The sequence below is a fragment of the Agromyces sp. PvR057 genome, from assembly GCF_040547485.1.
Classification (GTDB): domain Bacteria; phylum Actinomycetota; class Actinomycetes; order Actinomycetales; family Microbacteriaceae; genus Agromyces.
In genome coordinates this window covers 727,504-748,732 of the sequence record NZ_JBEPPT010000002.1, presented here as the reverse complement: position 1 = coordinate 748,732, position 21,229 = coordinate 727,504, and the positions used below count along the sequence as shown (strand labels likewise).

General features: G+C 69.7%; 22 protein-coding genes. 9 read left to right on the top strand and 13 right to left on the bottom strand.

Annotated features, from left to right (window positions below):
- A partial coding sequence (locus ABIC29_RS12675; protein ID WP_354245790.1) for a hypothetical protein occupies window positions 1–371 on the top strand: 371 nt, incomplete at its 5' end.
- Window positions 372–408: 37 nt separating this feature from the next.
- Here ABIC29_RS12675 and ABIC29_RS12670 read toward each other — a convergent pair.
- Window positions 409–1,254 (bottom strand): NAD-dependent epimerase/dehydratase family protein, encoded by an 846-nt coding sequence (locus ABIC29_RS12670; RefSeq protein ID WP_116083311.1) that lies wholly within the window; start codon window positions 1,252–1,254, stop codon window positions 409–411.
- Between the two features lie 103 nt (window positions 1,255–1,357).
- On the opposite strand from ABIC29_RS12670, the gene ABIC29_RS12665 reads away from it, so the two are divergent.
- Together ABIC29_RS12665 and ABIC29_RS12660 are read left to right on the top strand one after the other, a co-directional pair.
- Window positions 1,358–2,230: a glycosyltransferase family 2 protein gene (locus ABIC29_RS12665; protein ID WP_116083314.1), complete on the top strand. Its 873-nt coding sequence runs from the start codon at window positions 1,358–1,360 to the stop codon at window positions 2,228–2,230.
- Window positions 2,231–2,275: 45 nt separating this feature from the next.
- Entirely contained in the window at window positions 2,276–2,785 is a 510-nt protein-coding gene (locus tag ABIC29_RS12660; protein WP_199471615.1) for a GtrA family protein, read from the top strand.
- Between the two features lie 332 nt (window positions 2,786–3,117).
- Here ABIC29_RS12660 and ABIC29_RS12655 read toward each other — a convergent pair whose 3' ends face one another.
- The 6 genes from ABIC29_RS12655 to ABIC29_RS12630 all read right to left on the bottom strand — a co-directional run bounded on the left by ABIC29_RS12655 (window position 3,118) and on the right by ABIC29_RS12630 (window position 9,133).
- Complete coding sequence (locus ABIC29_RS12655; protein WP_116083318.1) at window positions 3,118–4,113, bottom strand: glycosyltransferase family 2 protein; 996 nt, start codon at window positions 4,111–4,113, stop codon at window positions 3,118–3,120.
- Between the two features lie 39 nt (window positions 4,114–4,152).
- Window positions 4,153–5,844 carry a DUF2142 domain-containing protein gene (locus ABIC29_RS12650; RefSeq protein ID WP_354245785.1) on the bottom strand — a complete coding sequence of 564 codons (1,692 nt, stop codon included), beginning with the start codon at window positions 5,842–5,844 and terminating at the stop codon, window positions 4,153–4,155.
- A gap of 75 nt (window positions 5,845–5,919) precedes the next feature.
- On the bottom strand, window positions 5,920–6,783 hold the full coding sequence (rfbA, locus tag ABIC29_RS12645; protein ID WP_116083325.1) for a glucose-1-phosphate thymidylyltransferase RfbA: 864 nt from the start codon (window positions 6,781–6,783) through the stop codon (window positions 5,920–5,922).
- Window positions 6,784–6,785: 2 nt separating this feature from the next.
- Complete coding sequence (locus ABIC29_RS12640) at window positions 6,786–7,394, bottom strand: dTDP-4-dehydrorhamnose 3,5-epimerase family protein (RefSeq protein ID WP_116083328.1); 609 nt, start codon at window positions 7,392–7,394, stop codon at window positions 6,786–6,788.
- A gap of 33 nt (window positions 7,395–7,427) precedes the next feature.
- Window positions 7,428–8,780 carry a glycosyltransferase family 2 protein gene (locus ABIC29_RS12635; protein ID WP_354245782.1) on the bottom strand — a complete coding sequence of 451 codons (1,353 nt, stop codon included), beginning with the start codon at window positions 8,778–8,780 and terminating at the stop codon, window positions 7,428–7,430.
- Window positions 8,781–8,866: 86 nt separating this feature from the next.
- A complete protein-coding gene (locus ABIC29_RS12630; protein ID WP_116083335.1) occupies window positions 8,867–9,133 on the bottom strand; it encodes a hypothetical protein in 267 nt (88 codons plus the stop codon).
- Window positions 9,134–9,192: 59 nt separating this feature from the next.
- Between ABIC29_RS12630 and ABIC29_RS12625 the strand changes: the two genes are divergently transcribed.
- The 3 genes from ABIC29_RS12625 to ABIC29_RS12615 all read left to right on the top strand — a co-directional run bounded on the left by ABIC29_RS12625 (window position 9,193) and on the right by ABIC29_RS12615 (window position 12,404).
- Window positions 9,193–10,137 (top strand): glycosyltransferase, encoded by a 945-nt coding sequence (locus tag ABIC29_RS12625; RefSeq protein WP_116083338.1) that lies wholly within the window; start codon window positions 9,193–9,195, stop codon window positions 10,135–10,137.
- 72 nt (window positions 10,138–10,209) lie between these two features.
- A complete protein-coding gene (rfbB, locus tag ABIC29_RS12620; RefSeq protein WP_116083341.1) occupies window positions 10,210–11,208 on the top strand; it encodes a dTDP-glucose 4,6-dehydratase in 999 nt (332 codons plus the stop codon).
- A 53-nt stretch (window positions 11,209–11,261) separates the two neighbouring features.
- A complete protein-coding gene (locus tag ABIC29_RS12615; protein ID WP_354245777.1) occupies window positions 11,262–12,404 on the top strand; it encodes a glycosyltransferase in 1,143 nt (380 codons plus the stop codon).
- Between the two features lie 156 nt (window positions 12,405–12,560).
- Here ABIC29_RS12615 and ABIC29_RS12610 read toward each other — a convergent pair whose 3' ends face one another.
- The 3 genes from ABIC29_RS12610 to ABIC29_RS12600 form a co-directional block, all read right to left on the bottom strand.
- A complete protein-coding gene (locus tag ABIC29_RS12610; protein WP_116083348.1) occupies window positions 12,561–13,928 on the bottom strand; it encodes an LCP family protein in 1,368 nt (455 codons plus the stop codon).
- A complete protein-coding gene (gene purE, locus ABIC29_RS12605) occupies window positions 13,925–14,392 on the bottom strand; it encodes a 5-(carboxyamino)imidazole ribonucleotide mutase (RefSeq protein ID WP_116084751.1) in 468 nt (155 codons plus the stop codon). Before purE ends, ABIC29_RS12610 begins: the two co-directional genes overlap by 4 nt.
- A 118-nt stretch (window positions 14,393–14,510) precedes the next feature.
- Complete coding sequence (locus tag ABIC29_RS12600; RefSeq protein WP_354245774.1) at window positions 14,511–15,641, bottom strand: 5-(carboxyamino)imidazole ribonucleotide synthase; 1,131 nt, start codon at window positions 15,639–15,641, stop codon at window positions 14,511–14,513.
- Between the two features lie 123 nt (window positions 15,642–15,764).
- On the opposite strand from ABIC29_RS12600, the gene ABIC29_RS12595 reads away from it, so the two are divergent.
- Window positions 15,765–16,367, top strand: coding sequence for a GtrA family protein (locus tag ABIC29_RS12595; protein WP_354245772.1), 603 nt, complete (start codon window positions 15,765–15,767; stop codon window positions 16,365–16,367).
- Between the two features lie 25 nt (window positions 16,368–16,392).
- Here ABIC29_RS12595 and ABIC29_RS12590 read toward each other — a convergent pair whose 3' ends face one another.
- From ABIC29_RS12590 to ABIC29_RS12580, 3 genes are all read right to left on the bottom strand, one after another.
- Window positions 16,393–17,211 carry a DarT ssDNA thymidine ADP-ribosyltransferase family protein gene (locus ABIC29_RS12590; RefSeq protein WP_116083353.1) on the bottom strand — a complete coding sequence of 273 codons (819 nt, stop codon included), beginning with the start codon at window positions 17,209–17,211 and terminating at the stop codon, window positions 16,393–16,395.
- Window positions 17,212–17,399: 188 nt separating this feature from the next.
- On the bottom strand, window positions 17,400–18,089 hold the full coding sequence (locus ABIC29_RS12585; RefSeq protein WP_354245769.1) for a PH domain-containing protein: 690 nt from the start codon (window positions 18,087–18,089) through the stop codon (window positions 17,400–17,402).
- Window positions 18,090–18,123: 34 nt separating this feature from the next.
- Window positions 18,124–18,975, bottom strand: a complete 852-nt coding sequence (locus tag ABIC29_RS12580; RefSeq protein ID WP_354245766.1) for a biotin--[acetyl-CoA-carboxylase] ligase — start codon at window positions 18,973–18,975, stop codon at window positions 18,124–18,126.
- Between the two features lie 108 nt (window positions 18,976–19,083).
- On the opposite strand from ABIC29_RS12580, the gene ABIC29_RS12575 reads away from it, so the two are divergent.
- Together ABIC29_RS12575 and ABIC29_RS12570 are read left to right on the top strand one after the other, a co-directional pair.
- Complete coding sequence (locus ABIC29_RS12575) at window positions 19,084–20,682, top strand: acyl-CoA carboxylase subunit beta (RefSeq protein ID WP_354245765.1); 1,599 nt, start codon at window positions 19,084–19,086, stop codon at window positions 20,680–20,682.
- Between the two features lie 11 nt (window positions 20,683–20,693).
- Entirely contained in the window at window positions 20,694–20,942 is a 249-nt protein-coding gene (locus ABIC29_RS12570; RefSeq protein WP_116083360.1) for an acyl-CoA carboxylase epsilon subunit, read from the top strand.
- Window positions 20,943–21,229: the final 287 nt, after the last annotated feature.

Genomic DNA, 21,229 nt, shown 5'->3' with positions numbered 1-21,229 from the left:
GCGCCCTGCAACCACCCTCGTTCGACCGACTCCCCAGCACCGCCGACCTCCCGTTGCGGCTGTTCTCGGACTCCCGCGCCTTCATCCTCACGAACGGCGGATGGCTCGAGGTCGCCGCCAACACCTACGGCGGAACGACCTTCTTCACCACCCTGCCCAACGGCGCCTGGCGCGGCATCCCCGTCCTCCGCACCCAACCGGCACCCCACTTCATCCGCGAGAGCTCGAGCACACAGGTCTACCTCATCTCCGGCGGCATGAAGCAAGCCGTCGCCAACCAGACCGAGATCAACAACATCTCCGCAACCTACGGCGTCGAGAACAAGACCTGGATCGCCGCCGACGGCGCCCTCACCGGCATCGCCGGCTAGGCGTGCCCCCACGCACGCAGGAGGGGTGCGTGCGGAATCAGGCGCGGTCCATGAGGCCGAGGATCTCGGTCGCGTCGCCCCAGACCCCTGGCGAGTCGTACGGGCGGTCGGGGAAGGCGCCGTACTCGAGCGTGATCGGCAGGTTCCGATCGGCGATGAAGGATTCGACGGCCTGCGCGAGGCTCTTGGGCTCGCCGGAGGCGCAGTTGATGATGCCGGAGACCTCGTCCTGAACGGCGGCGACGGCGATCTGCCGCCCGAGATCGCTCACGTCGATGAAGTCGTAGCGGTTCTTGCCCGTGGTGAACGGGAAGGTCTCCTTGCCCGCATCGACGGCCTCGAGGATCCGGGTGAAGATCGAGTTGTTGTTCCGGTCGTCGCCGAGGATGTAGTAGCACCGGAGCCACCGGAGGCTCGTGCGATCCGCGAGCGAGACGAACGACGCACGGCGCAGCGCGTCCTTGGCGATGCCGTAGAGCGAGGTCGGGTTGGTCGGCGTGTCCGCCGTGATCGCGCCCTCCCAGTACCCGATCTCGTGCATCGTGCCGAGCACCGAGATCCGCGGAACGCCCCATGCGGTGAGCGCCTCGAGCAGTTCGACGTGACGGGAGAGCATGAGCATGTGCGACGGGGCGTTGTGCTTGAACCCGTCCTGCCACGCGAGGTGGACGACCGCATCAGGGGCCTGCTCGGCGATGGTCGTGACGTCCGTCGCGGGGTCGAGCAGGTCGATCGCCACGACGTCCGCACGCGAGTCGACGTCCGCACGCGAACCGGGGCGGACCGTCGCCGTCACGAGATAGCCCAGGTCGAGCAATGCCGTGACGACATGCCGTCCGACATATCCACCGGCACCGGTCACCAGAACGCGTCCTTCGGGCATGCTGCACTTCCTCTCGTCGACGTTCGATTCTACGGTGCCGTCTTCGCGACCGCGTTCGACCGGGCGTCGGAACGAGGGTTCCCGATGTCGTAAAATCGGACGGATGGCCACACACAAGCTCGAGCACGTCGCGGTCGCCACCGTGACCTACAACTCGAACGACCAGGTCGACGCCTTCCTCGCATCGGCGGCCGACGACCAGCGTCACGGGCTCTCCGTGGTCATCGCCGACAACGGATCGGTCGATCGTGAGCGACTTCGCACGATCGCCTCCGAACGATCCGCCCGACTGCTCGAGCTCGACTCGAATCTCGGGTACGGCGGCGCACTCAACGTCGCGATCGCCGGGCTCGACCCGCAGATCGGCTTCATCCTGATCTCCAATCCCGATGTCGAACTGCGTTCCGGCGCGGTTGCGGCACTCGTGGAGGCCCTCGAGTCCGATGAGGGCATCGGAGCCGTCGGCCCGAAGGTGCTCAACGCCGACGGCACGCCGTACCCGTCTGCGCGAACCCTGCCGTCGCTTCGAACCGGCGTCGGACACGCGCTGTTCAGCCGCGTCTGGCCCGCCAACCCGTGGTCCAGGCGCTATCGACTCGCGACCGCCGACCCCGACGTCCGCCGTGAGGCCGGATGGCTCTCCGGGTCCTGCCTCCTCGTGCGCCGCTCGGCCTTCGAAAGCCTCGGCGGATTCGACGACGGATTCTTCATGTACTTCGAAGACGTCGACCTCGGCTACCGGCTCGGCAAGGCGGGCTGGACCAACGTCTACCTCCCGACGGCCACCGTGATGCACACCGGCGCCCACTCCACGACGAGCGAATCCGAGCGGATGCTGCAGGCGCACCATGACAGCGCATACCGCTACCTCAGCAAGAAGTACGACGCCCCGTACCTCGCGCCGGTGCGCTGGGGACTGCGCATCGGCCTGAATGCGCGATACCGTCTGCTCCGCCGCCGGGCCACTCGACCGTAGCCGGCACCGGACGGGCACCGCTCCCGCCCAAGGTAGACTTTCTCGGTGCCAAGCCCCTCGTCCGAGACCCAGCCCTCTGCGATCAAGCGATTCATCGACGGCGCGGTGCACCTCGTCATGAACTACGCGCTGAAGTTCGGCGTCGTCGGCATCATCGCGTACGTGGTCGACGTCGGCATCTTCAACCTCATCCGGCTGGCGATGCCCGACGAGGTCGAGTGGCAGTGGCTCATGCTCGCTCGCGTCATCGCATTCGTGGCGTCGACCGTCGTGGCGTGGATCGGCAACCGGTACTGGACGTTCCGCGAGCACCGCCGAACCGACGTGTTCGCCGAGTTCATCGAGTTCCTCGTCGTGGCCATCGCCGGCCTCGCCATCGTGTTGCTGTGCCTCTACGTCTCGCACTACGTGCTCGGTTTCGACAGCCTCCTCGCGGACAACATCTCCTCGAACGTGATCGGCTTCGTGCTCGCCACCGCGTTCCGCTTCCTGCTCTACCGCTACTGGGTCTACGGCGACAATCGCAAGGGCGCGATCCAGCGCGACCTGGCCTGAGCCGCACCCCGTCTCGAGGCATCACTCGGCGCCATGCGGCGAGCGAGCGCACGCGCTCGGCATCCCTGAGACCAGCGCAGCACGCCTTCGGCACCCTGAGGCGAGCGGACGAGCTCGGCGACGCCACGTCCGGGGTCGATGGTGCCCTCGCTTCCTCGCCGATCCGCCGCGTGCTCGCGTCGACGACGACCGGCCGTCGGGCGCGGCGAGCCGGCCGCTCGGTTCCGGTCCGCTCCGGTCCGTCGCCGTCTGCGATATCGGTGCGCACGGACGACGAACGGCTGCCGTCCCGCAGGACGGCAGCCGTTCACGACCGCTGTTCGGAGCTCGGCTCAGTCCGCCGTCTCGCCGGACGCCGGCTCCGAACGGACCGCGGAGCCGCCGCCGAGCTGGACGTCGACCGAAGGCCAGCGGAGGTACTCCAGCCGCATCGCTTCGCGGCGCGACCTCAGCAGTCCGTCGAGCACGAGCGCGACGACCAGTGCCAGGAATCCGAGCAGGATGAACGCGGTTGCGAGCAGCGCGGTGGGGAATCGTTCGACCAAGCCGGTCGAAGCGTAGTCGACGATGACCGGGATGCCGAGCAGCAGGCCCACCAGCACGAACAGCGCCGAGAAGAGCGAGTAGAACAGGAACGGGCGCTCGTGACGCAGGAGTTCCACGATCAACCAGAGGATCCGGAATCCGTCGTGGTAGGTGCGGAGCTTGCTCTCGCTGCCCTCGGGACGGTCCTTGAAGCCGACCTGGACCTCCGCCTGCGGCACCCGCATGCTCATCGAGTGCACGGTGAGCTCGGTCTCGATCTCGAACTCGCGCGAGAGTGCCGGGAACGACTTCACGAACCGCTTCGAGAAGACGCGGTACCCGCTCAGCATGTCGCTGACGGGGTCGCCGAACAGCCAGCCGACGAGTCGGTTGAACAGCCGGTTTCCGGTCTCGTGCCCGGGACGGTACGCACTGGCGGTCCCCTCCTGCTGACGACGCACGCCGAGGATGTGGTCGTAGTGACCCTCGACGAGCGTGTCGATCATCTGCTTCGCCGCCCCGGCGTCATAGGTGTCGTCGCCGTCGATGAGGAGATAGATGTCGGCGTCGATGTCGGCGAACGCGCGACGGACGACGTTGCCCTTGCCCTTTCGCCCCTCGAAGCGAACCTCTGCGCCGGCCTCTCGCGCAACGCGTGCGGTGTCATCGGTGCTGTTGTTGTCGTAGACGATGAGGTCCATGCCCGGCACCGCCGCTCGCAGGTCGGTCACCACGGTGTGGATCGCGGCCTCCTCGTTGTAGCAGGGGATGATCGCGGCGATGCGCGGCTCAGGACGTGACACGGTGTGCTTTCTCTCTCTTGTGCTGTGCAGTGCGTCGGTTCATCGAACCGAATCGGAGGACGCGGGAAGCGGGTCGGCGGAGTGGACGCCCTGCTCCGCGGATGCGGGCGCGACGTCCTCGTCTGCCGGCGTCGCATGCTCGCCCTCGTCGGCTCCGGTTCGGAGGCCCGACCCGTCAGGGTAGCGCGCATCGACCAGCGCCGGTACTCCCGGCTCGAAGGACTCCCCGCCATCCGGCAGCCGCGTCGCGAGGGCCACGGCGACGGTCAGCCCGACCCAGACGAGGATCTCGACGGTGAGCGCGAGCCACATGTTGATCGGGGGCAGCCATGCGCCCTCGATCAGGGCCGTCCACGGGCCGTTCGCCCCGTTGACGTAGCGGTGCGTGTTGACGGCGAAGGCGATCACCTGCCCGGCTCCGGCGATGCCGACGACGAACGGCGCCACGCGCTTGGCCACGCCCATCGTCATCGGTCCGCGTTCCGCGAAGAAGCCCGCGAGGATCGGGGCCGCGAGCGCGATCGGCATCACGTACTTGCCCTGCCAGACCAGGCCCGACTCCTTGTAGCTCAGGAGCTGGACGGCGATCGGCACGATGAGCGTCGCGACACCGACGACGGCCACTGCCGCGCGCTCGCGCCAGGTGCCCATCGCGAGGCCGACGATGATGACGAGGCCCACGAGGCAGACGATGAGCATCTGGGTCCAGATCGGCAGGTGCGTGTCGCCCCAGCCGAAGACGCCGATGAGCTGCTCGAAGTAGTAGTCGGTGTTGCGGAGCATCCTGGTCACGACCTGGGTCGCGGTCAGCCCCGGCTCTGGCAGCACGATGCCGAGGGCGAGGCTGCCGGATGCCAGCGTGTAGACCACTGCGCCGACCGACGCGGCGATGCAGAGCCCGAGCTGCGGCCAGATGCGACGGTTCCGGATGACATCCCACACCGTCGACCATCGAGGGCTGACGAGCACGGCGATCACGACGATGAAGGCCAGGTATGCGGGACTCAGGCCGCGTGCGAGCACGAAGAACGCCGCGCCGATCACGAGTCGCCACATCCGTCGGGAGATCAGGCCCTCATCGGGCTCCCTGGTCATCGCGAGCAGCACGACGAGCGTGAGCATCGCCCCGAAGATCTCGGGCCCCTGGGGTGTCATCGAGCTCGCGATGTAGATCGCCATCGGGGTGGTCGCCGCGACGACGCCGATCAACGGCCAGAACGGGCGTCGAAGCTCGAAGATCGTGCGGACCAGGAGTGCGATGAGGAACGCGTTGAGCAGGGCGCTCGCGAGCCGCATGAGCGTGAGGGTCTCGGCCCCGATCGGCAGGAGCGAGGGCAGGCCGATGATCGTGTAGTACACGGGGTTGTACCGCGCGACGTGGGAGGCGCTCTCCGAAGGCGCCGAGAGGTCTCCGCTGATGCCGGGGCTGCAGTTCGGCGTGGTCTCGGGGTGGAACGCGTAGCACGTGAGGTTCCAGACCTGGGCGAAGAGCTCCGGGACCTCGAACGTGCCTCGTCCGGCGTTGTACTCCGACTCGTCGGCCGTGAACTCCCCGCGCACCGTCGCCGCAGCCTTCACCGCGTGGGCGGGCTCATCGGGCGAGGCCATCGCGGGATTGACGATCGACCAGCCGCCGATGGCGAGGAACAGCGCGAGGAACGTCACCCAGAAGGCGATGCGGGGCCTGCGTTTCGCCGCGGTCGGGGTCGGGGTGAAGCTGGGGGGCGTCATTCGACGGTGTACTCCTTCAAACTCGGTGCGAAGACGTCTCGAGTGCTTCGGATGGGGTGAGGTGTGCGGCGGAGCTCAGTGCTCGAGCAGGCGGCGCAGGTACCGGCCGTACCCGCTCTTCTCGAGCGGCGCGGCGAGATCGGCGAGTTGCGCGTCGTCGATCCACCCGGCGCGCCAGGCGATCTCCTCGAGGCAGCCGATCTTGAATCCCTGGCGGTCCTCGATGACGCGCACGTACTCCGACGCCTGCATCATCGATTCGAAGGTGCCGGTGTCGAGCCACGCGGTGCCGCGGTCGAGGACCTGCACCTGCAGCTTGCCCGCTTCGAGGTAGCGCTCGTTCACGGTGGAGATCTCGAGCTCGCCGCGCGCGCTCGGTTCGATCGTCTTCGCGATCTCGATCACGGAGTTGTCGTAGAAGTAGAGTCCGGGGACGGCGTAGTTGCTCTTCGGCTTGGCCGGCTTCTCCTCGACCGACAGCGCGGTGAAGTTCTCGTCGAACTCGACCACGCCGTAGGCGGTGGGATCGCTCACCTGATAGGCGAAGATCACGGCTCCATCCACATCGTTGTGGCGGCGCAGCGAGGATCCGAGCCCCGTGCCGTGGAAGATGTTGTCGCCGAGCACGAGCGCGACCGACTCGTCGCCGATGAACTCCTCGCCGATGATGAACGCCTGCGCGAGACCGTCGGGCGAGGGCTGCACCGCGTACTCGATCTTGACGCCGAACGCCGAGCCGTCGCCGAAGAGCGCCCGGAACTGGCTGTTGTACTCCGGCGTGGTGATGATGAGGATCTCATCGATGCCGGCCATCATCAGCGTCGACAGGGGGTAGTAGATCATCGGCTTGTCGTAGATGGGCATCAGCTGCTTCGAGATGCCCTTGGTGATCGGCCAGAGACGGGTTCCGGAGCCTCCGGCGAGGATGATTCCGCGCATGCTCACGCCCCCGTCCGCAGCGAGTCGTAATACGCCCGCGCCGCGTCCCAGGTGGGGAGCAGGCCGGCGGCCTCGGCCTCGCGGAGCGAGGGGGCCTGGGTGTCCTTCGGCGAGAGCAGCAGTTCGCCGGCCGCCTCGGGATACGCGAGGGCGATCTCCTCGTCGAGGGGGTTGATCCCGTGCTCGCGTTCGGCGTTGAAGGTCGACGTCACGAGGTAGCTGACCGTCGCATCATCGCTCAACGCGACGAAGCAGTGGCCGAGGCCCTCGGAGATGTAGATCGCGCGGCGGTCGATGTCGTCGAGAAGCACCGAGTCCCACTGACCGAACGTCGGGGATCCCACACGGATGTCGATGACGAAGTCGAGCACCGCTCCGCGGGTCGCGGTGACGTACTTCGCCTGGCTCGGCGGCACGTCGGCGAAGTGGATGCCGCGGACGACGCCGCGCTTCGAGATCGACGTGTTGCCCTGCGCGAGGTCGAGCGAGTGCCCGATCGTCTCCTCGAGCCGATCGAACCGATACCACTCGAGGAAGGTACCGCGATCGTCGCCCAGGAGCTTGGGTGTGATCTCATAGCTGTCGGGGATGTTGAGTTCGCGGATTTGCACCCGCAAAGTCTAGCAAGGGACCTCAGGGGCGCTTCACACGCCCTCGCCGGTCCAGAACGCCTCGCGTTCGAGCCACGCTCCCCAGCGCCCGCGGACGATGTCGAGCTCGACGTCGGTCACGGTCGCGTCCCTGGTCTTCGACTCGAAATGATGGAGCCGCGCGCCGGGCGTGACCACCGTGCGGAGCCCTCGCGCACGTACCTTCATGCAGAGATCCACGTCGTTGTAGTTGCCGGGCAGCAGCGTCGACATCCCCCCGACGGCGCGGTAGGTCTCGGCGGAGAGCATGGCGCAGGCCGCCGTCGCTCCTGAGACCTCGCGATCGAAGCGGATGCTGCCGATCGGATCGGAACGGTCGTCGGACCACCCGATCGCCGCATGCGTCGGCTCCCCGCGTCGGTAGACGTGTCCGGCGTGCTGCAACGTGCCGTCCTCGAAGTACAGGTGGGCTCCGACGAGGCCGATGCCCCGCTGCACGGCGAGCGCCAGCATCCGCTCGATCCAGTCGGCGGCGATGACCTCGACGTCGTCGTTGAGCAGGAGCAGGTACTCACCGGTGGCGTGCACCGCACCGCGGTTCATCTTGGCGGAGAAGTTGAACGGCGCGGTCCATGGGACGATCGTCAGTCGCTCGCCCGCCAGCACGGCGAGGTCCTCGAGGACGCCGGGCGGCGTGTCCGCATCGGCGACCACGACGAACTCGATCTCGGTGTAGGTCGAGCGTTCGATCACGCTGCGAACCGCCTCGACGACCAGGACGCGGGACCGCCCCCAGACCTCGGCCGAGCTTCCGCGGGTGGGGATGACGATCGAGACCTTCGGCCGCCGCGACGAGTGGTACTCGATCGAGGCCGCGCCGCCGGGGCCGGGTTCGATCATCGCGTCGAGCCCGCACGCCGAGAGTTCGCCCGCGAGCATCGCCACGACGCTCGCCGCGTCGGTCGGGCCCGGGCGCGGCTCGCGGGACGTGAGCGGCTCGGACAGGTGGAGCACCTCGGCTCCGGCTCTCGCCAGACGCAGGCCCGCCTCCCAGACCTCGAGCGCGCCGACGCCCTCCGCGAGGGCGTCGACGGAGCGCAGCGACTGGAGATCGAAGACGCGGACGGCTCCGAGGTAGTCGAGGCTCCTGAGCAGGAGCGGGGAGAAGTCGGGTCGACGCAACGCCGGCGCGTCGGCGTAGACGAGCGCGGATCGGGGGAACCGCTCCAGTCCGGCGACGATGTCGGCGATCGCGGTCGGCGCGAGCTCCGCGCCCGCGCGGATCCAGAGCAGATGCGTGCGGTCGGACGCGTCGAGCGCCGCCGGCACCCCGCCCGACGGCAGGTGCGCGATGACGTGGCGGGGCTCCACGCCGGCGGCGGCGATGGACGCGGAGGAGCGCTCCACGTCTGCCGTCGATGCATCCGCCCGGTCGATCGCGACGGCGAGGCGGACCGTCGCAGAGCTCGGAGCCTGCGCCGGCACCGCGGGCGTCACCGGGGCCACACGCGACGGAGCACCCGGGCGGGCAGCGTGATCAGGCGCCCTGCGCGCCATTCGACGGAGCGGCGCATCTCGGCGATCTGATGCTCCACGCCCAGCTGCTCGCTCGGCGTCAACCGCGTGCCGGCCGACAGTTCGGCGATCCTCGCCTCGAGGCCGATGACCTGATCGACGAGCATCATCTCGCGTTCGAGGAGCTCGGGATCCGTCGCGGGTTCGGGTCGCTCGGCCGCACGCTCGCTCGTGCCGTCTGCCATTCGACCCTCCTCATCTTGGGTAGGCTAGTCTACCGACGCGTTCGACAGCGCGGCTCGCCATGACCATCACCACCGGGGGCAGGAACGTGTCGCATGTCATCGCCGTCGTCCCGAGCTATCTCCCGTCAGCGGGGCTCATCGAGCATCTCGCCAGGCTCGGATCCCAGGTCGATGCCGTCATCGTCGTCGACGACGGCAGTCCGTCGTCGGCGGTCTCCGACGCCGTGCTCGCGGAGGTCCCGGCACCCGGGCGCGAGCTGATCAGGCTCGGATCCAACCGCGGCATCGCGCACGCCCTGAACGCCGGCATCCGCATCGCGATCTCGCGCGGCGCCGAGTACGTCCTCACACTGGATCAGGACACCCTCCTCCCGCTCGGCTACGTCGATGCGCTCGTCGAGGCGTTCGAGCGGGCCGCGACCGGGCCGACCCGGGTCGGCATGATCGCCACCGAGTTCGTGAACGGCGATCGCGCACGACCGGCCGCCATCACCGACGAGGGCATCCCGCTCGTGGTGGAGGCGATCCAGTCCGGTTCCCTCCTGTCCGCCGAGTGCCTGCGGGAGTGCGGCCTCCTCGACGAGCGCCTGGTCATCGACACGGTCGACACCGAGTACTGCCTCAGGATGTCGCTGCGCGGGTTCGCCGTGGCGATCGCGCCCGGCTCCCGCATCGAGCACGCGATCGGCACGAGATCCCCCGTCCGGGTCCTCGGCCTCCCGGTCCGGCGCCGCGGGGAGGTCCTCACGTATCCGTACCACGGTCCGTACCGTCGCTACTTCATCACGCGGAACAACCTCGACCTCTGGTTCCGGTTCGCCAGGCGCCGACCGACGTGGACGGCGCTGAGCATGCGACGCGAACTCGTCACCGGCGTCCTCACGCTCCTCTCCGGCCCGGATCGATCGCGCCAGTTCCTCGCCATCGCCGTCGGCGGGTGGCACGGCCTGATCCGCCGTCGGGGGCCGATGCCGTCGCGGCTGCGGCGCACCCTCCTCGACTGAACCGAGCAGCGACTCATCCACAGCCGAGGCCACGCGCCGACGACATGGAGCCTCCTCCTCTAGGATGTTCGGGTGTCAAGACTCCTCGTGACCGGCGGTGCCGGCTTCATCGGCTCGAATTTCGTCCACTACGTCATCGCGAACACCGAGCACTCGGTGACCGTGCTCGACAAGCTGACCTATGCCGGCAATCTCGCCTCGCTCGACGGCCTCCCGGCCGACCGATTCCGGTTCGTGCAGGGCGACATCACCGACGCCGCACTCGTCGACGAGCTCTTCGGCGAGCACGATGCGGTGGTGCACTACGCCGCCGAGTCCCACAACGACAACTCGCTCGAGAACCCGCGTCCGTTCCTCGACACGAACATCATCGGCACGTACACGCTGCTCGAGGCCGCGCGCAAGCACGACATCCGCTTCCACCACATCTCGACCGATGAGGTCTACGGCGACCTCGAGCTCGACGACCCGGCGAAGTTCACCGAGCAGACGCCGTACAACCCGTCGAGCCCGTACTCCTCGACGAAGGCCGGCAGCGACCTCCTGGTCCGCGCCTGGGTCCGCTCGTTCGGCGTGAAGGCCACGATCTCGAACTGCTCGAACAACTACGGGCCGTACCAGCACGTCGAGAAGTTCATCCCGCGCCAGATCACCAACGTCCTTCGCGGCGAACGACCCAAGCTCTACGGCAAGGGCGAGAACGTGCGCGACTGGATCCACGCCAACGACCACTCCTCCGCGGTGCTCACGATCCTCGAGAAGGGCGTGATCGGCGAGACCTACCTCATCGGAGCCGACGGCGAGAAGGACAACAAGGCCGTCGTCGAGCTGATCCTGACGACGCTCGGACAGCCGGCCGACGCCTACGACCACGTCATCGACCGTCCGGGCCACGATCTCCGGTACGCGATCGACTCCACGCGCCTGCGCACCGAGCTCGGCTGGACTCCTCGGTTCTCCGATTTCGAGGCGGGCCTCGCCGACACCGTCGCGTGGTATCGCGACAACGAGGCGTGGTGGGCTCCCCAGAAGGACGCCACCGAGGCGAGGTACAAGATCCAGGGCCAGTAGCCCCGAGCACCGTTCGGCACCAGCCACGTTCTCGATGCTCGAAAGGGGCCGCGTTGTCCACCACCCTCCGCGTCGTCGTCGACCAGGTCGTCGCCCACGTTCCGGGCCCCCTGGGTCGGTACACGCTCGATCTCGCGAACGCGATCGTGGCCGCCGCTCCGGCGGGCTGCGAGGTCGAGGGCATCGTCTCGTCGTCGCCTCCCGAGGACTACGAGCGCATCCAGGGCCTGATCCCCGGGCTGGCGGGGCTGTACAAGACGACGCTGGCGCGACGCGAGTTGGCTGCGGCATGGCAGCTCGGCATCACGACCTCGCCCGGCGGCGGGATGATCCACGGCACCAGCCTGTTCGCGCCTCTGCGCCGGCACGATCGCGACACCGGCGACACGCAGGTCGTGGTGACGGTGCACGACGTGCTGGCCTGGAAGCATCCCGAAGCGCTCACGTCGGCATCCGTCGCCTGGCAGAAGGCGATGATGAAGCGAGCGCGCAAGCACGCGGACGCCGTCGTCGTGCCGACCCACGCCCTCGCTTCCGACCTCCAGGCCATCGCCGACTTCGGCGATCGCGTGCGGGTCATCGGCACCGCGGCCCGATCCGGCCTCGTGCTCGGCGCCGATGCGGATCTCCGCGCCGTGCGGCTCGGCCTTCCGAAGGAGTTCGTCGTGATGGCCGGCAGTCTCGAGCCCAGGAACGGACTCGTGGACGCGCTCGCCGCGCTCGGCCGACCCGGGGTGCCCGATGTGCCGGTCGTCGTCCTCGGGCCGTCCACGTGGGGCGATCAGCACGTGGCCGAGGTCGCTGAGGAGTCCGGAGTCGCACCGAACCGCATCCGATGCCTCGACCTCGACGACCCTCGCGATCTCGCGGTGGTCCTCCACCGTGCGCTCGCCTTCATCGCGCCCGCCCATGACGACGCGGTCGGCTCGGCCCTCATCGAGGCGTTCGCACTCGGAACGCCGGTGATCCACTCCGACGTGCCCGCCTACGTCGAGATCTCGGGCGGCGCCGGGCTCGTGGTGCCGGTCGGCGTGGCCGACGACGGCTACGCCGACCGTCTCGCCGCCGCGATCACCTCGCTCGTCTCCGATCGGGCCCTCGCCGACCGCCTCGCCCTCTCGGGCAGCGACCGAGGCCGTGCGTTCAGCTGGCGCGACTCCGGCGAGCGGGTCTGGCAACTGCACGCCGACCTCTGATCTCGATGGTGCGGCCCGGCGGACATCCGTCACCGGGCGCCGTCGACGCACCTCGCAACGACGCACCTCGCACCATCGCGACTCGCTCCATCGCGACTCGCTCCATCGCGCGGCGCGCCAGCGCAACCCTCCAGCGCGACCGCAGTGGAAGCGACCTCAGTCCGTCGTCGGCTCCGGCGTCGGCGGTGTCAGCGCGTCGGAGACGAGCTGGCGGATGTACTCGTAATCGGGATCGTCTTCGGGATCCACGCCGTTGTCGGGAACCAACGGGACATCGGTGATCGGCAGTTCCTTGGTCTTGCCTGCGAGGTTCACGAAGTACCCGAGCATGGACTGCGGAACATCGGTCTTGACGACCTGGGAACCGGCCGCGGCGATCTCCTGGAACTTCGTCAGCACGTTCGCGGGGTTGAACTGCGCGAGCACGGCCTCCTGGATCTGACGCTGCCTCGCCATGCGGTCGTAGTCGCTCGTGCCGTGACGCGAGCGCGCGTACCAGAGCGCGTGGTAGCCGTCGAGGTGCTGCTCGCCGGCGGGGATCCACTCCGCGACCGTGGTGAACGTCTCGTCGGCGTGGATCGGGACGTCCTCCGGCACGTTCACGGTCACACCGCCGAGCGCGTCGATGAGTTCCAGGAAGCCCTGCATGTCGATGAGCGCGTAGTACTGGATCTCGAGTCCGGTGATGCCCTCCGCGGCATCGCGCATGCCCTCGATGCCGGGCTCGCTGCCCTCGGAGACGGCATCGGGGTACATGTCGGGGCTCATGAGCTCGACCTCGGTGTAGATCGAGTTCAGCATGCAGACGTCGACCTCGCAGCCGTCGATCGAGCCGTAACCCTCGGGATAGACGTCGTGCAGGGGCGAGTCCTCGTTGAACGGCACGTCGGAGAGGTTTCGCGGCAGGCCGATCGTGACGGCCTGGCCGGTCTCGGCATCGATGCTCACGACGGTGATGCTGTCGGGCCGGAGCCCGTCGCGATCGGGACCGGCGTCGCCGCCGAGCAGGAGGATGTTGTAGCGACCGTCGATGGGCGGCTCGCTCGGGCCGGCGACGAAGACCGTGGAGAGGAATCCGCTCGCGGTGGTCGCGATGTAGGCGCCGTACGCGGCGGTGCCGGAGACGACCGTCATCACGGCGATCGAGAGCAGCGCGACCCAGGCCCTGGCCGACGGCGCGGTCTTGACGAGGCGCACGAGGCGGAGCGTGTCGAGCGTGAGCACGATCCAGAGCACGGCGTAGAACAGCGCCGCGGCCGCCAGGATCCAGAGCGTGATGCTCGTGGAGAACAGCGAGTAGATCACCGTCGGCCAGATCATCCACACCACGACCGCGACCACGACCAGCGTCCAGAGCACGAGCGTCGCCCCGAGGCCGAACCGGCCGAGTCGACGGTCGCCGGCGAGCGCCTGGACGGAACCCGGGATCAGCAGGTTCAGGCACACGAGCCACCACGCACGGCGCGTCATGACCGTGCGAGACGCGGCGTCGGGATACCGGATCGGGCTTGCGGTGAGTGTCATCGGGCGGACTTCAACCGTTCGTTCTTCTCCTCGACGAGCGCGGCGAGGGCGTCGGCGTACGCGGCGAGCGCATCGGTGAGCGCGGGGTCCGCGGTCGCGAGGATCTTCGTGGCGATGAGGCCCGCATTCTTCGCGCCGCCGATGGAGACGGTGGCCACGGGCACGCCGGCCGGCATCTGCACGATCGAGAGCAGCGAGTCGAGGCCGTCGAGGCGCGAGAGCGGCACCGGGACGCCGACCACGGGCAGCGTGGTGACGGAGGCGAGCATGCCCGGGAGGTGGGCCGCGCCGCCGGCGCCCGCGATGATGACCTTGAGGCCGCGCGATGCCGCCTGCTTGCCGTAGGCGATCATCTTCTCGGGCGTGCGGTGCGCCGAGAGCACCTCGACCTCGTGGGGGATGCCGAACTCGTCGAGCAGGGCGGATGCCTCGCGCATCACGTTCCAGTCGGAGTCGGAACCCATCACGACGCCCACGAGCGGGCTGTTTGCTGCAGTCACCCGACGATCTTAGGATGCTCGGCTGGCAGATCGCCGCAGGGCGCGCACGCGCCCGCACACCCGGCCGGCCACCGGCATCCGCTCAGTCCTGGAACGCCGCCGCGGCCGCACGCGCCTCGTAGACGACCGCGTCGAGGTCGTCGCCGATCGCCGTGACATGGCCGACCTTGCGACCGGGTCGCGGCGCCTTGCCGTAGTTGTGCAGCTTGACCGTCGGGTGCAGGCCGAGCGCCTCGGGATACCGGTCGGCGAGCGAACCCTCGACGGGCCCGCCGAGCACGTTGACCATGACCGACCAGTCGGCGTGCGTGCCGGTGCCGCCGAGCGGCAGGTCGAGCACGGCGCGCAGGTGCTGCTCGAACTGGCCCGTCGTCGAACCGTCCATCGACCAGTGGCCGCTGTTGTGCGGGCGCATGGCGAGCTCGTTCACGAGGATGCGCTCGTCGGTGGTCTCGAAGAGCTCGACCGCCATGACGCCGGTCACCTCGAGTCCCTCGGCGACGGCGAACGCGATCTCGGCGGCGACGTCGGACATGCGGCCGGCGGAGTGCGGGGCCGGCGCGATGACCTCGCTGCAGACGCCGCCGACCTGCACGGTCTCGACGAGCGGCCAGGCGACGATCTCACCCGAGGGGCGACGGGCCACGAGTTGCGCGAGCTCGCGGCGGAAGTCGACCAGCTCCTCGACGAGCAGCGCGCCTCCGGTGCCGTCTTCGGCTGCGGCGGAGAACCACTCGGCCACCTCGGCCGCCGTGCGCACGACGCGCACGCCCTTGCCGTCGTATCCGCCGCGCGGGGTCTTCACGACCGCCGCGCCGCCGTGGGCCGCGATGAACTCGTCGAGCTCGGCCGGCGTCTCGATGCGTGCCCAGTCGGGGACGGGCAGGCCGAGCTCCGAGAGGCGTTCGCGCATGAGCAGCTTGTCTTGCGCGAACCGCAGCGGGTCGGGCCCGGGCCGCACGGCGACCCCGGCGTCGACGAGCGCCCGCAGCACGTCTTGGGGCACGTGCTCGTGGTCGAACGTGATCACGTCGACCTCTCGGGCGAACGCGAGCACGGTCTCGAGGTCGGTGTAGTCGCCGACCCGGTCGGCCGCGATCGCCGCGGACATGCCGTCGGCCTCGGCGAGCACGCGGATGTCGACGCCGAGCTCGATCGCCGCGGGGATCATCATCCGGGCGAGCTGTCCGCCGCCGATCACTCCGACTCGCACGCGGTCGCTCCTCTGGTTCAAGGGGTCTGCTCACGGGGTTCGCGTGTCGCGGACGCCCCGCCGGAGCCGGCTGCGCGGCACCCGTTCAGTCTAGGCGGCATCCCACCGGCATAGGATGTGCCGGTGTCCAGCCGAACCCGCAGTGCCCTCTCCCGCGCGTGGGACGGGCTGCTCGCCTACCTGGTGAAGTTCGGCGTGGTCGGCCTCATCGGGCTCGTCATCGACGTGGCGCTGTTCAACCTGCTGCGCCTCGGCGTGTTCGGCGAGGGGCACTGGGCGCAGTCGGCGCTCGGCGCGAAGACGATCTCGACGAGCGTCGCGATCATCTTCAACTGGCTCGGCAACCGCTACTGGACGTTTCGCAAGCACCGCCGCCGCAACTACCTGCGCGAGTTCGGCGAGTACGCCGTCGTCTCGCTCGGCGGCATGGCCATCGCGCTCGGGTGCCTGTGGATCAGCCACCACTGGCTCGGCTACACGAGCCTCGTGGCCGACAACGTCGCGACGAACGTCGTCGGCCTCGCGCTCGGCACGGCGTTCCGCTTCGTCCTGTACCGCTACTGGGTGTTCGGGCACCATCGCGCCGACGGACTCTCGAACCTCGAGCGGGTCGAGGAGGCGCAGCGCACGCTGTTCGAGGAGCCGGGCCCCGCGGTCGATGCCGCAGCGAGCACGGGTCCGGATGCCGCGGACGGCCCGGACCCCGCAGCGCTCAGCGCCGGCTGACGGCTGACGGCTGACGGCTGACGGCTCAGGCCTCGCTGACGGCCCCGCCGCCCGGCTGGAAGTAGGGCGGGTGCACCGCCACGCGCGTGCGCAGGTCGAACGTGTCGAGCACGGCGCGCACGCGGTCGCGCACCCGGTCGTTGCCGACCGCGATGAGCAGCACGCGCTCGAGCGGCAGGGCGTCGTGCACGAGGAACTCGCCCGAGGCCAGCTGGGCTCCGTCGTCGTCGCTGTGGATGCGCTGCAGCGCGCGCAGCACGTCGGGCCACGACGAGTCGGCGACCGACCCGGTGGCCGCGACATCCGCACCCGTGATGGCGACTGCGCCGACCTGCTCGGTGCGGGCGCCGACGGCCTTCTCGATCGAGGTCACGAAGAGCACGTGGTCGGATGCCGGACGCGAGGCCGCACTGCTCGCCAGTCGCGGGTCGGGCGACCCGGTGCGCAGCGCCTCCCACATGTGGGCATCGGTCGACAGGAGGAACGGCACGTAGTCGGCCACCACGTTGTCGGTGCCCTCGACGGGCGCCGAACGGCGGAATTCGCGCGCGGCGGGCGCCGAGACGTCGACCTCGGGCTCGGCTCCCGTGGTGTCGGCGAGGATCGCGCCGGCGCCGAAGATCGAGGCGAGGTTCTCGACGTGGGTCACGTGGTAGATGCGCACGGTCTTCGGGTCGACCGGCGTGAACGTCGCCGCGGCGCGCGTGCCGGGCACACGGGCCGGCGGACGCGACGAGGTGCGGGTCGGGGTGCCGCGCAGCGACGTCGTCATGCGCGGGGCGCGCACGGTCGCCGTCGCCGGCTTCGCGACCGGCTCGGGCGGCGGGAAGCACGTGGCGCACATTCCTGCTTCGAATCCGTGCCTGCATTCGTCCACGGGGAGACCTCCATAGGGCGGCTCGCGCTCGGGGGCGCACGAGTCCGACCTTCTAGAGTAAGCCTTGAAACCGGATGCCGCGTGCGAGCCGCTTCGTCACCGGCACCGCGGGGCGGTGCACGCGCCCGAACTCCGGGCGACGCAGGGTGCGGAACTCAGCCCCGGTGCCACGCCACGGTGTCGCCGTCGGCGCCCGACAGCATCGCGCGCCGGTGCTCGATCGCGGCGGGACTCGCGGGATCCATGAGTTCCTGCAGGGCGGCCTGCACGAGTTCGGGGCGCGGCACGTCGCGCAGCACGAACGTGCGGTCGTGGGCGGTGTTGATCCGGACGTCGCCGGAGCCGAACATCGACGCGAACCAGCCGGCCCACACCTCGACATCCGTGGCGCGGCTGTTCAGCAACTCCTGGCGCACGCGGGAGAACACGCCGTGGCGGAGGATCACGCGCCTGGTCGTGATGGTCGTGCGGCGCGTGAGCCAGGCGAGGAGCGGCAGCAGGCAGCCGACGAGCACGACGAGCACGGCCGCCGCGAGCAGGCCGACCCGCGTCCACAGGTCGTCGACGACGCCGAGCGCGTAGGCCGTCGCCCCGGCGACGACGATGAGCAGCAGCGCCGACGGGATCAGCCGCCTGGCGTGCGACCGCACGCGCGCGACGACGCGCTCGGGGCGCAGCGGGGGCACCGTACCGCTCGGCGCGAGGCCCGCGGACGCGGCACCGGGCGCGGCCGGCATGCCGGACGTCGGCGCCTGCTGGCCCGTGCGGGAGTCGGGGCGCGAACCCGCGGACGACCCGGCGGACCGGTCGCCGGAGGGCGCGCCCGAGCGTGCCGCCCTCTTCATCGCGCGCGAACCGCTCCCCCTCGCCATACGCCCATTAATACCTCAGGTGGGTCACATCCCCCGCGGCGACAGCCTGCTCCTCGCCGTTCTCGCGGTCTCGCACGACGAGTCGCCCATCGGCGTCGAGCCGCTCGGCCGTGCCGATGAGCTGCTCGTCGCCGGGCAGCTCGACGCGCACCTCGGAGCCGAGCGTTCCGCAACGCGAGGCCACGAGTTCGGCGACCCCGCTCGCGACGGCATCCCCGCCCGCCGCGACGAACGCGTCGAACAGCCGCGCGAACTCGCCGAGGTAGTCGGCGAGCACGGCGTCGGCGTCGGGCGCCGCGCCGGTCGCGAGCAGCAGCGAGGTCGACGTGAGCGTCGGCAGGTCGTGCTCGTCGAGGGTGAGGTTGAGGCCGGCGCCGACGATCACCGCGCCAGAGGCGGGCAGCAGCTCCGAGAGGATGCCGCACACCTTGTAGCCCGACACGAGCACGTCGTTCGGCCACTTGAGCGCGACCTCGACCCCGCCGGACCGGTCGTCGGGGTCGGCGGGGGTTGCGGCTGCCGCGGCCGCCGCCTCGACGGCACGCGAGACCGCCTCGGTCATCGCCGCACCCGCGATCAGGGGGATCCAGCCGTACGCATCGGCCGGAAGCGAGCCCCTGCCCACGGCCTGCGGGCGCAGCAGGACGGAGATCGCGAGCGTCTTGCCGGTCGGGGCCAGCCACGTCCGCCCGAGCCGGCCCCGCCCCTGCGTCTGGTCGTCGGTGACGATCACGGAACCGTGCGGCCACGCCGAGGCATCCGCCCCCTCCGCGGCTTCGCGGAGCACGTCGTTCGTCGACGTGGCGGTCGGCAGGAACTCGAGACGTGGTGCGACGGTGCGCGACTTCGGAAGGTCCATGCCGACAGTCTCCCGCAGGCGGCAGCGCGGAACGCACCATTGCACGCGCTCGATTTGTAGGAATCCGTCAACGAAGCCCGTCGGATGGGCGACGGTAGAGTGAATCGCGTGACCGAAGCGACTGACGGCCCCGACCTCTTCACCACGGCGGGCAAGCTCGCCGACCTCCGAGCCCGCTACCACGAGGCGGTGACGGCGAGCGGCGAGGCGGCGATCGAGAAGCAGCATGCCAAGGGCAAGATGACGGCCCGCGAGCGCATCGCCGAACTGCTCGACCCTGGTTCGTTCGTCGAGCTCGACGAATTCGTCCGCCACCGCACGCACGCGTTCGGCATGGAGGCCAAGCGCCCCTACGGCGACGCGGTCGTCACGGGCACCGGCACGATCCACGGCCGCCAGGTCGCCGTGTACTCCCAGGACTTCACGATCTTCGGCGGCTCGCTCGGCGAGGTCGCCGGCGAGAAGATCATCAAGGTCATGGAGCTCGCGCTGAAGACCGGCGTGCCCATCATCGGCATCCTCGACTCCGGCGGAGCGCGCATCCAGGAGGGCGTCGTCGCCCTCGGCAAGTACGGCGAGATCTTCCGCCGCAACACCGCGGCCTCCGGCGTCATCCCCCAGATCTCGATCGTCTGCGGTCCGGCAGCCGGCGGCGCGGTCTACTCCCCGGCGCTCACCGACTTCGTCATCATGGTCGACAAGACCAGCCAGATGTTCGTCACCGGCCCCGACGTGATCAAGACCGTCACCGGTGAAGACGTCGGCATGGAGGAGCTCGGCGGCGCGCTCACGCACAACTCCGTCTCGGGCGTCGCGCACTACCTCGCGAGCGACGAGTCCGACGCGCTCGACTACGCGCGCACGCTCATCTCGTTCCTGCCCGACAACAACATGACCGACGCCCCGGTCTACGACACCGAGTCGGCGCTCGAGGTCACCGACGAGGACCTCCGCCTCAACACGCTGATCCCCGACTCCCCGAACCAGCCGTACGACATGCACGCGGTCATCGAGGGCGTCGTCGACCACGGCGACTTCCTCGAGGTGCAGCCGCTGTTCGCGCCGAACATCCTCATCGGGTTCGCGCGCATCGAAGGACGCTCGGTCGGCATCATCGCGAACCAGCCCAGCCAGATGGCCGGCACCCTGAACATCGCGGCCGGCGAGAAGGCCAGCCGCTTCGTGCGCTTCTGCGACGCGTTCTCGATCCCGATCCTCACGCTCGTCGACGTGCCCGGCTACCTGCCGGGCACCGACCAGGAGTGGACCGGCGTCATCCGCCGCGGCGCGAAGCTGCTCTACGCGTACGCCGAGGCGACCGTGCCGCTCGTGACCGTGATCACCCGCAAGGCCTACGGCGGCGCCTACATCGTCATGGGCTCCAAGCAGCTCGGTGCCGACATCAACCTCGCCTGGCCCACGGCCGAGATCGCCGTCATGGGCGGCCAGGGCGCGGTCAACATCCTCTACCGCGGCGAGATCAAGCGCGCTGAAGAGGCCGGCGAGGACGTCGCCGCCGTGCGCACCAAGCTCGCCAACGAGTACACGTACAACGTCGCCTCCCCGTTCCTCGCGGCCGAGCGCGGCGAGCTCGACGGCGTCATCGAACCGGCGGCCACGCGCGTCGCCGTGCTCAAGGCCCTGCGCTCGCTCCGCACGAAGCGTGCGAGCCTGCCGCCCAAGAAGCACGGCAACATCCCGCTGTAGGGGGTCGGATCATGAGCACGCGAGACGAAGACACCACCGAAGCGGATGCCGCGGCGCGCGCCTCGGCGATCCGGTTCACCACGCGCGGCGTCACCGACGAGGAGGCGGCCGCCGTCACCGCGGTGCTGCTGGCCGCGATCGACGCCGAGGCGGAGTCCGTGCACGCCCCCGACCCCGGACGCAGCGCGTGGGTGCGCAGCTCGGGCTCGCTGCGGTCCGTCGACCCACGCGGCACGCGCTGGAGCCGCAGCGTCGGCTGATCCCGCGGCCTGCCTCTGGGGTCCTCCTGACCGTGGGCTTCGGGCCCGCTGACAGCGCGCTGACGGCCCGCTGGGGGCGCAGCGGAGGCCGCGGCGCGGGCCATCGCCCGACCCCTCGAAGCGGGTCCTCATCGACTGTCCCCCGAAGTGCCGACTGTCGTGGTGATGCCGGTTTTGTGAATATTGTTCTGCAGGCTCCCTCAGGGAGCTGCCGCCCTCGTCGGTCGGGTAACCGGCGAGTGGTTGGGGGCGAGTCAGGGCGATATTCGGGTTGTCGCCGTGACTCG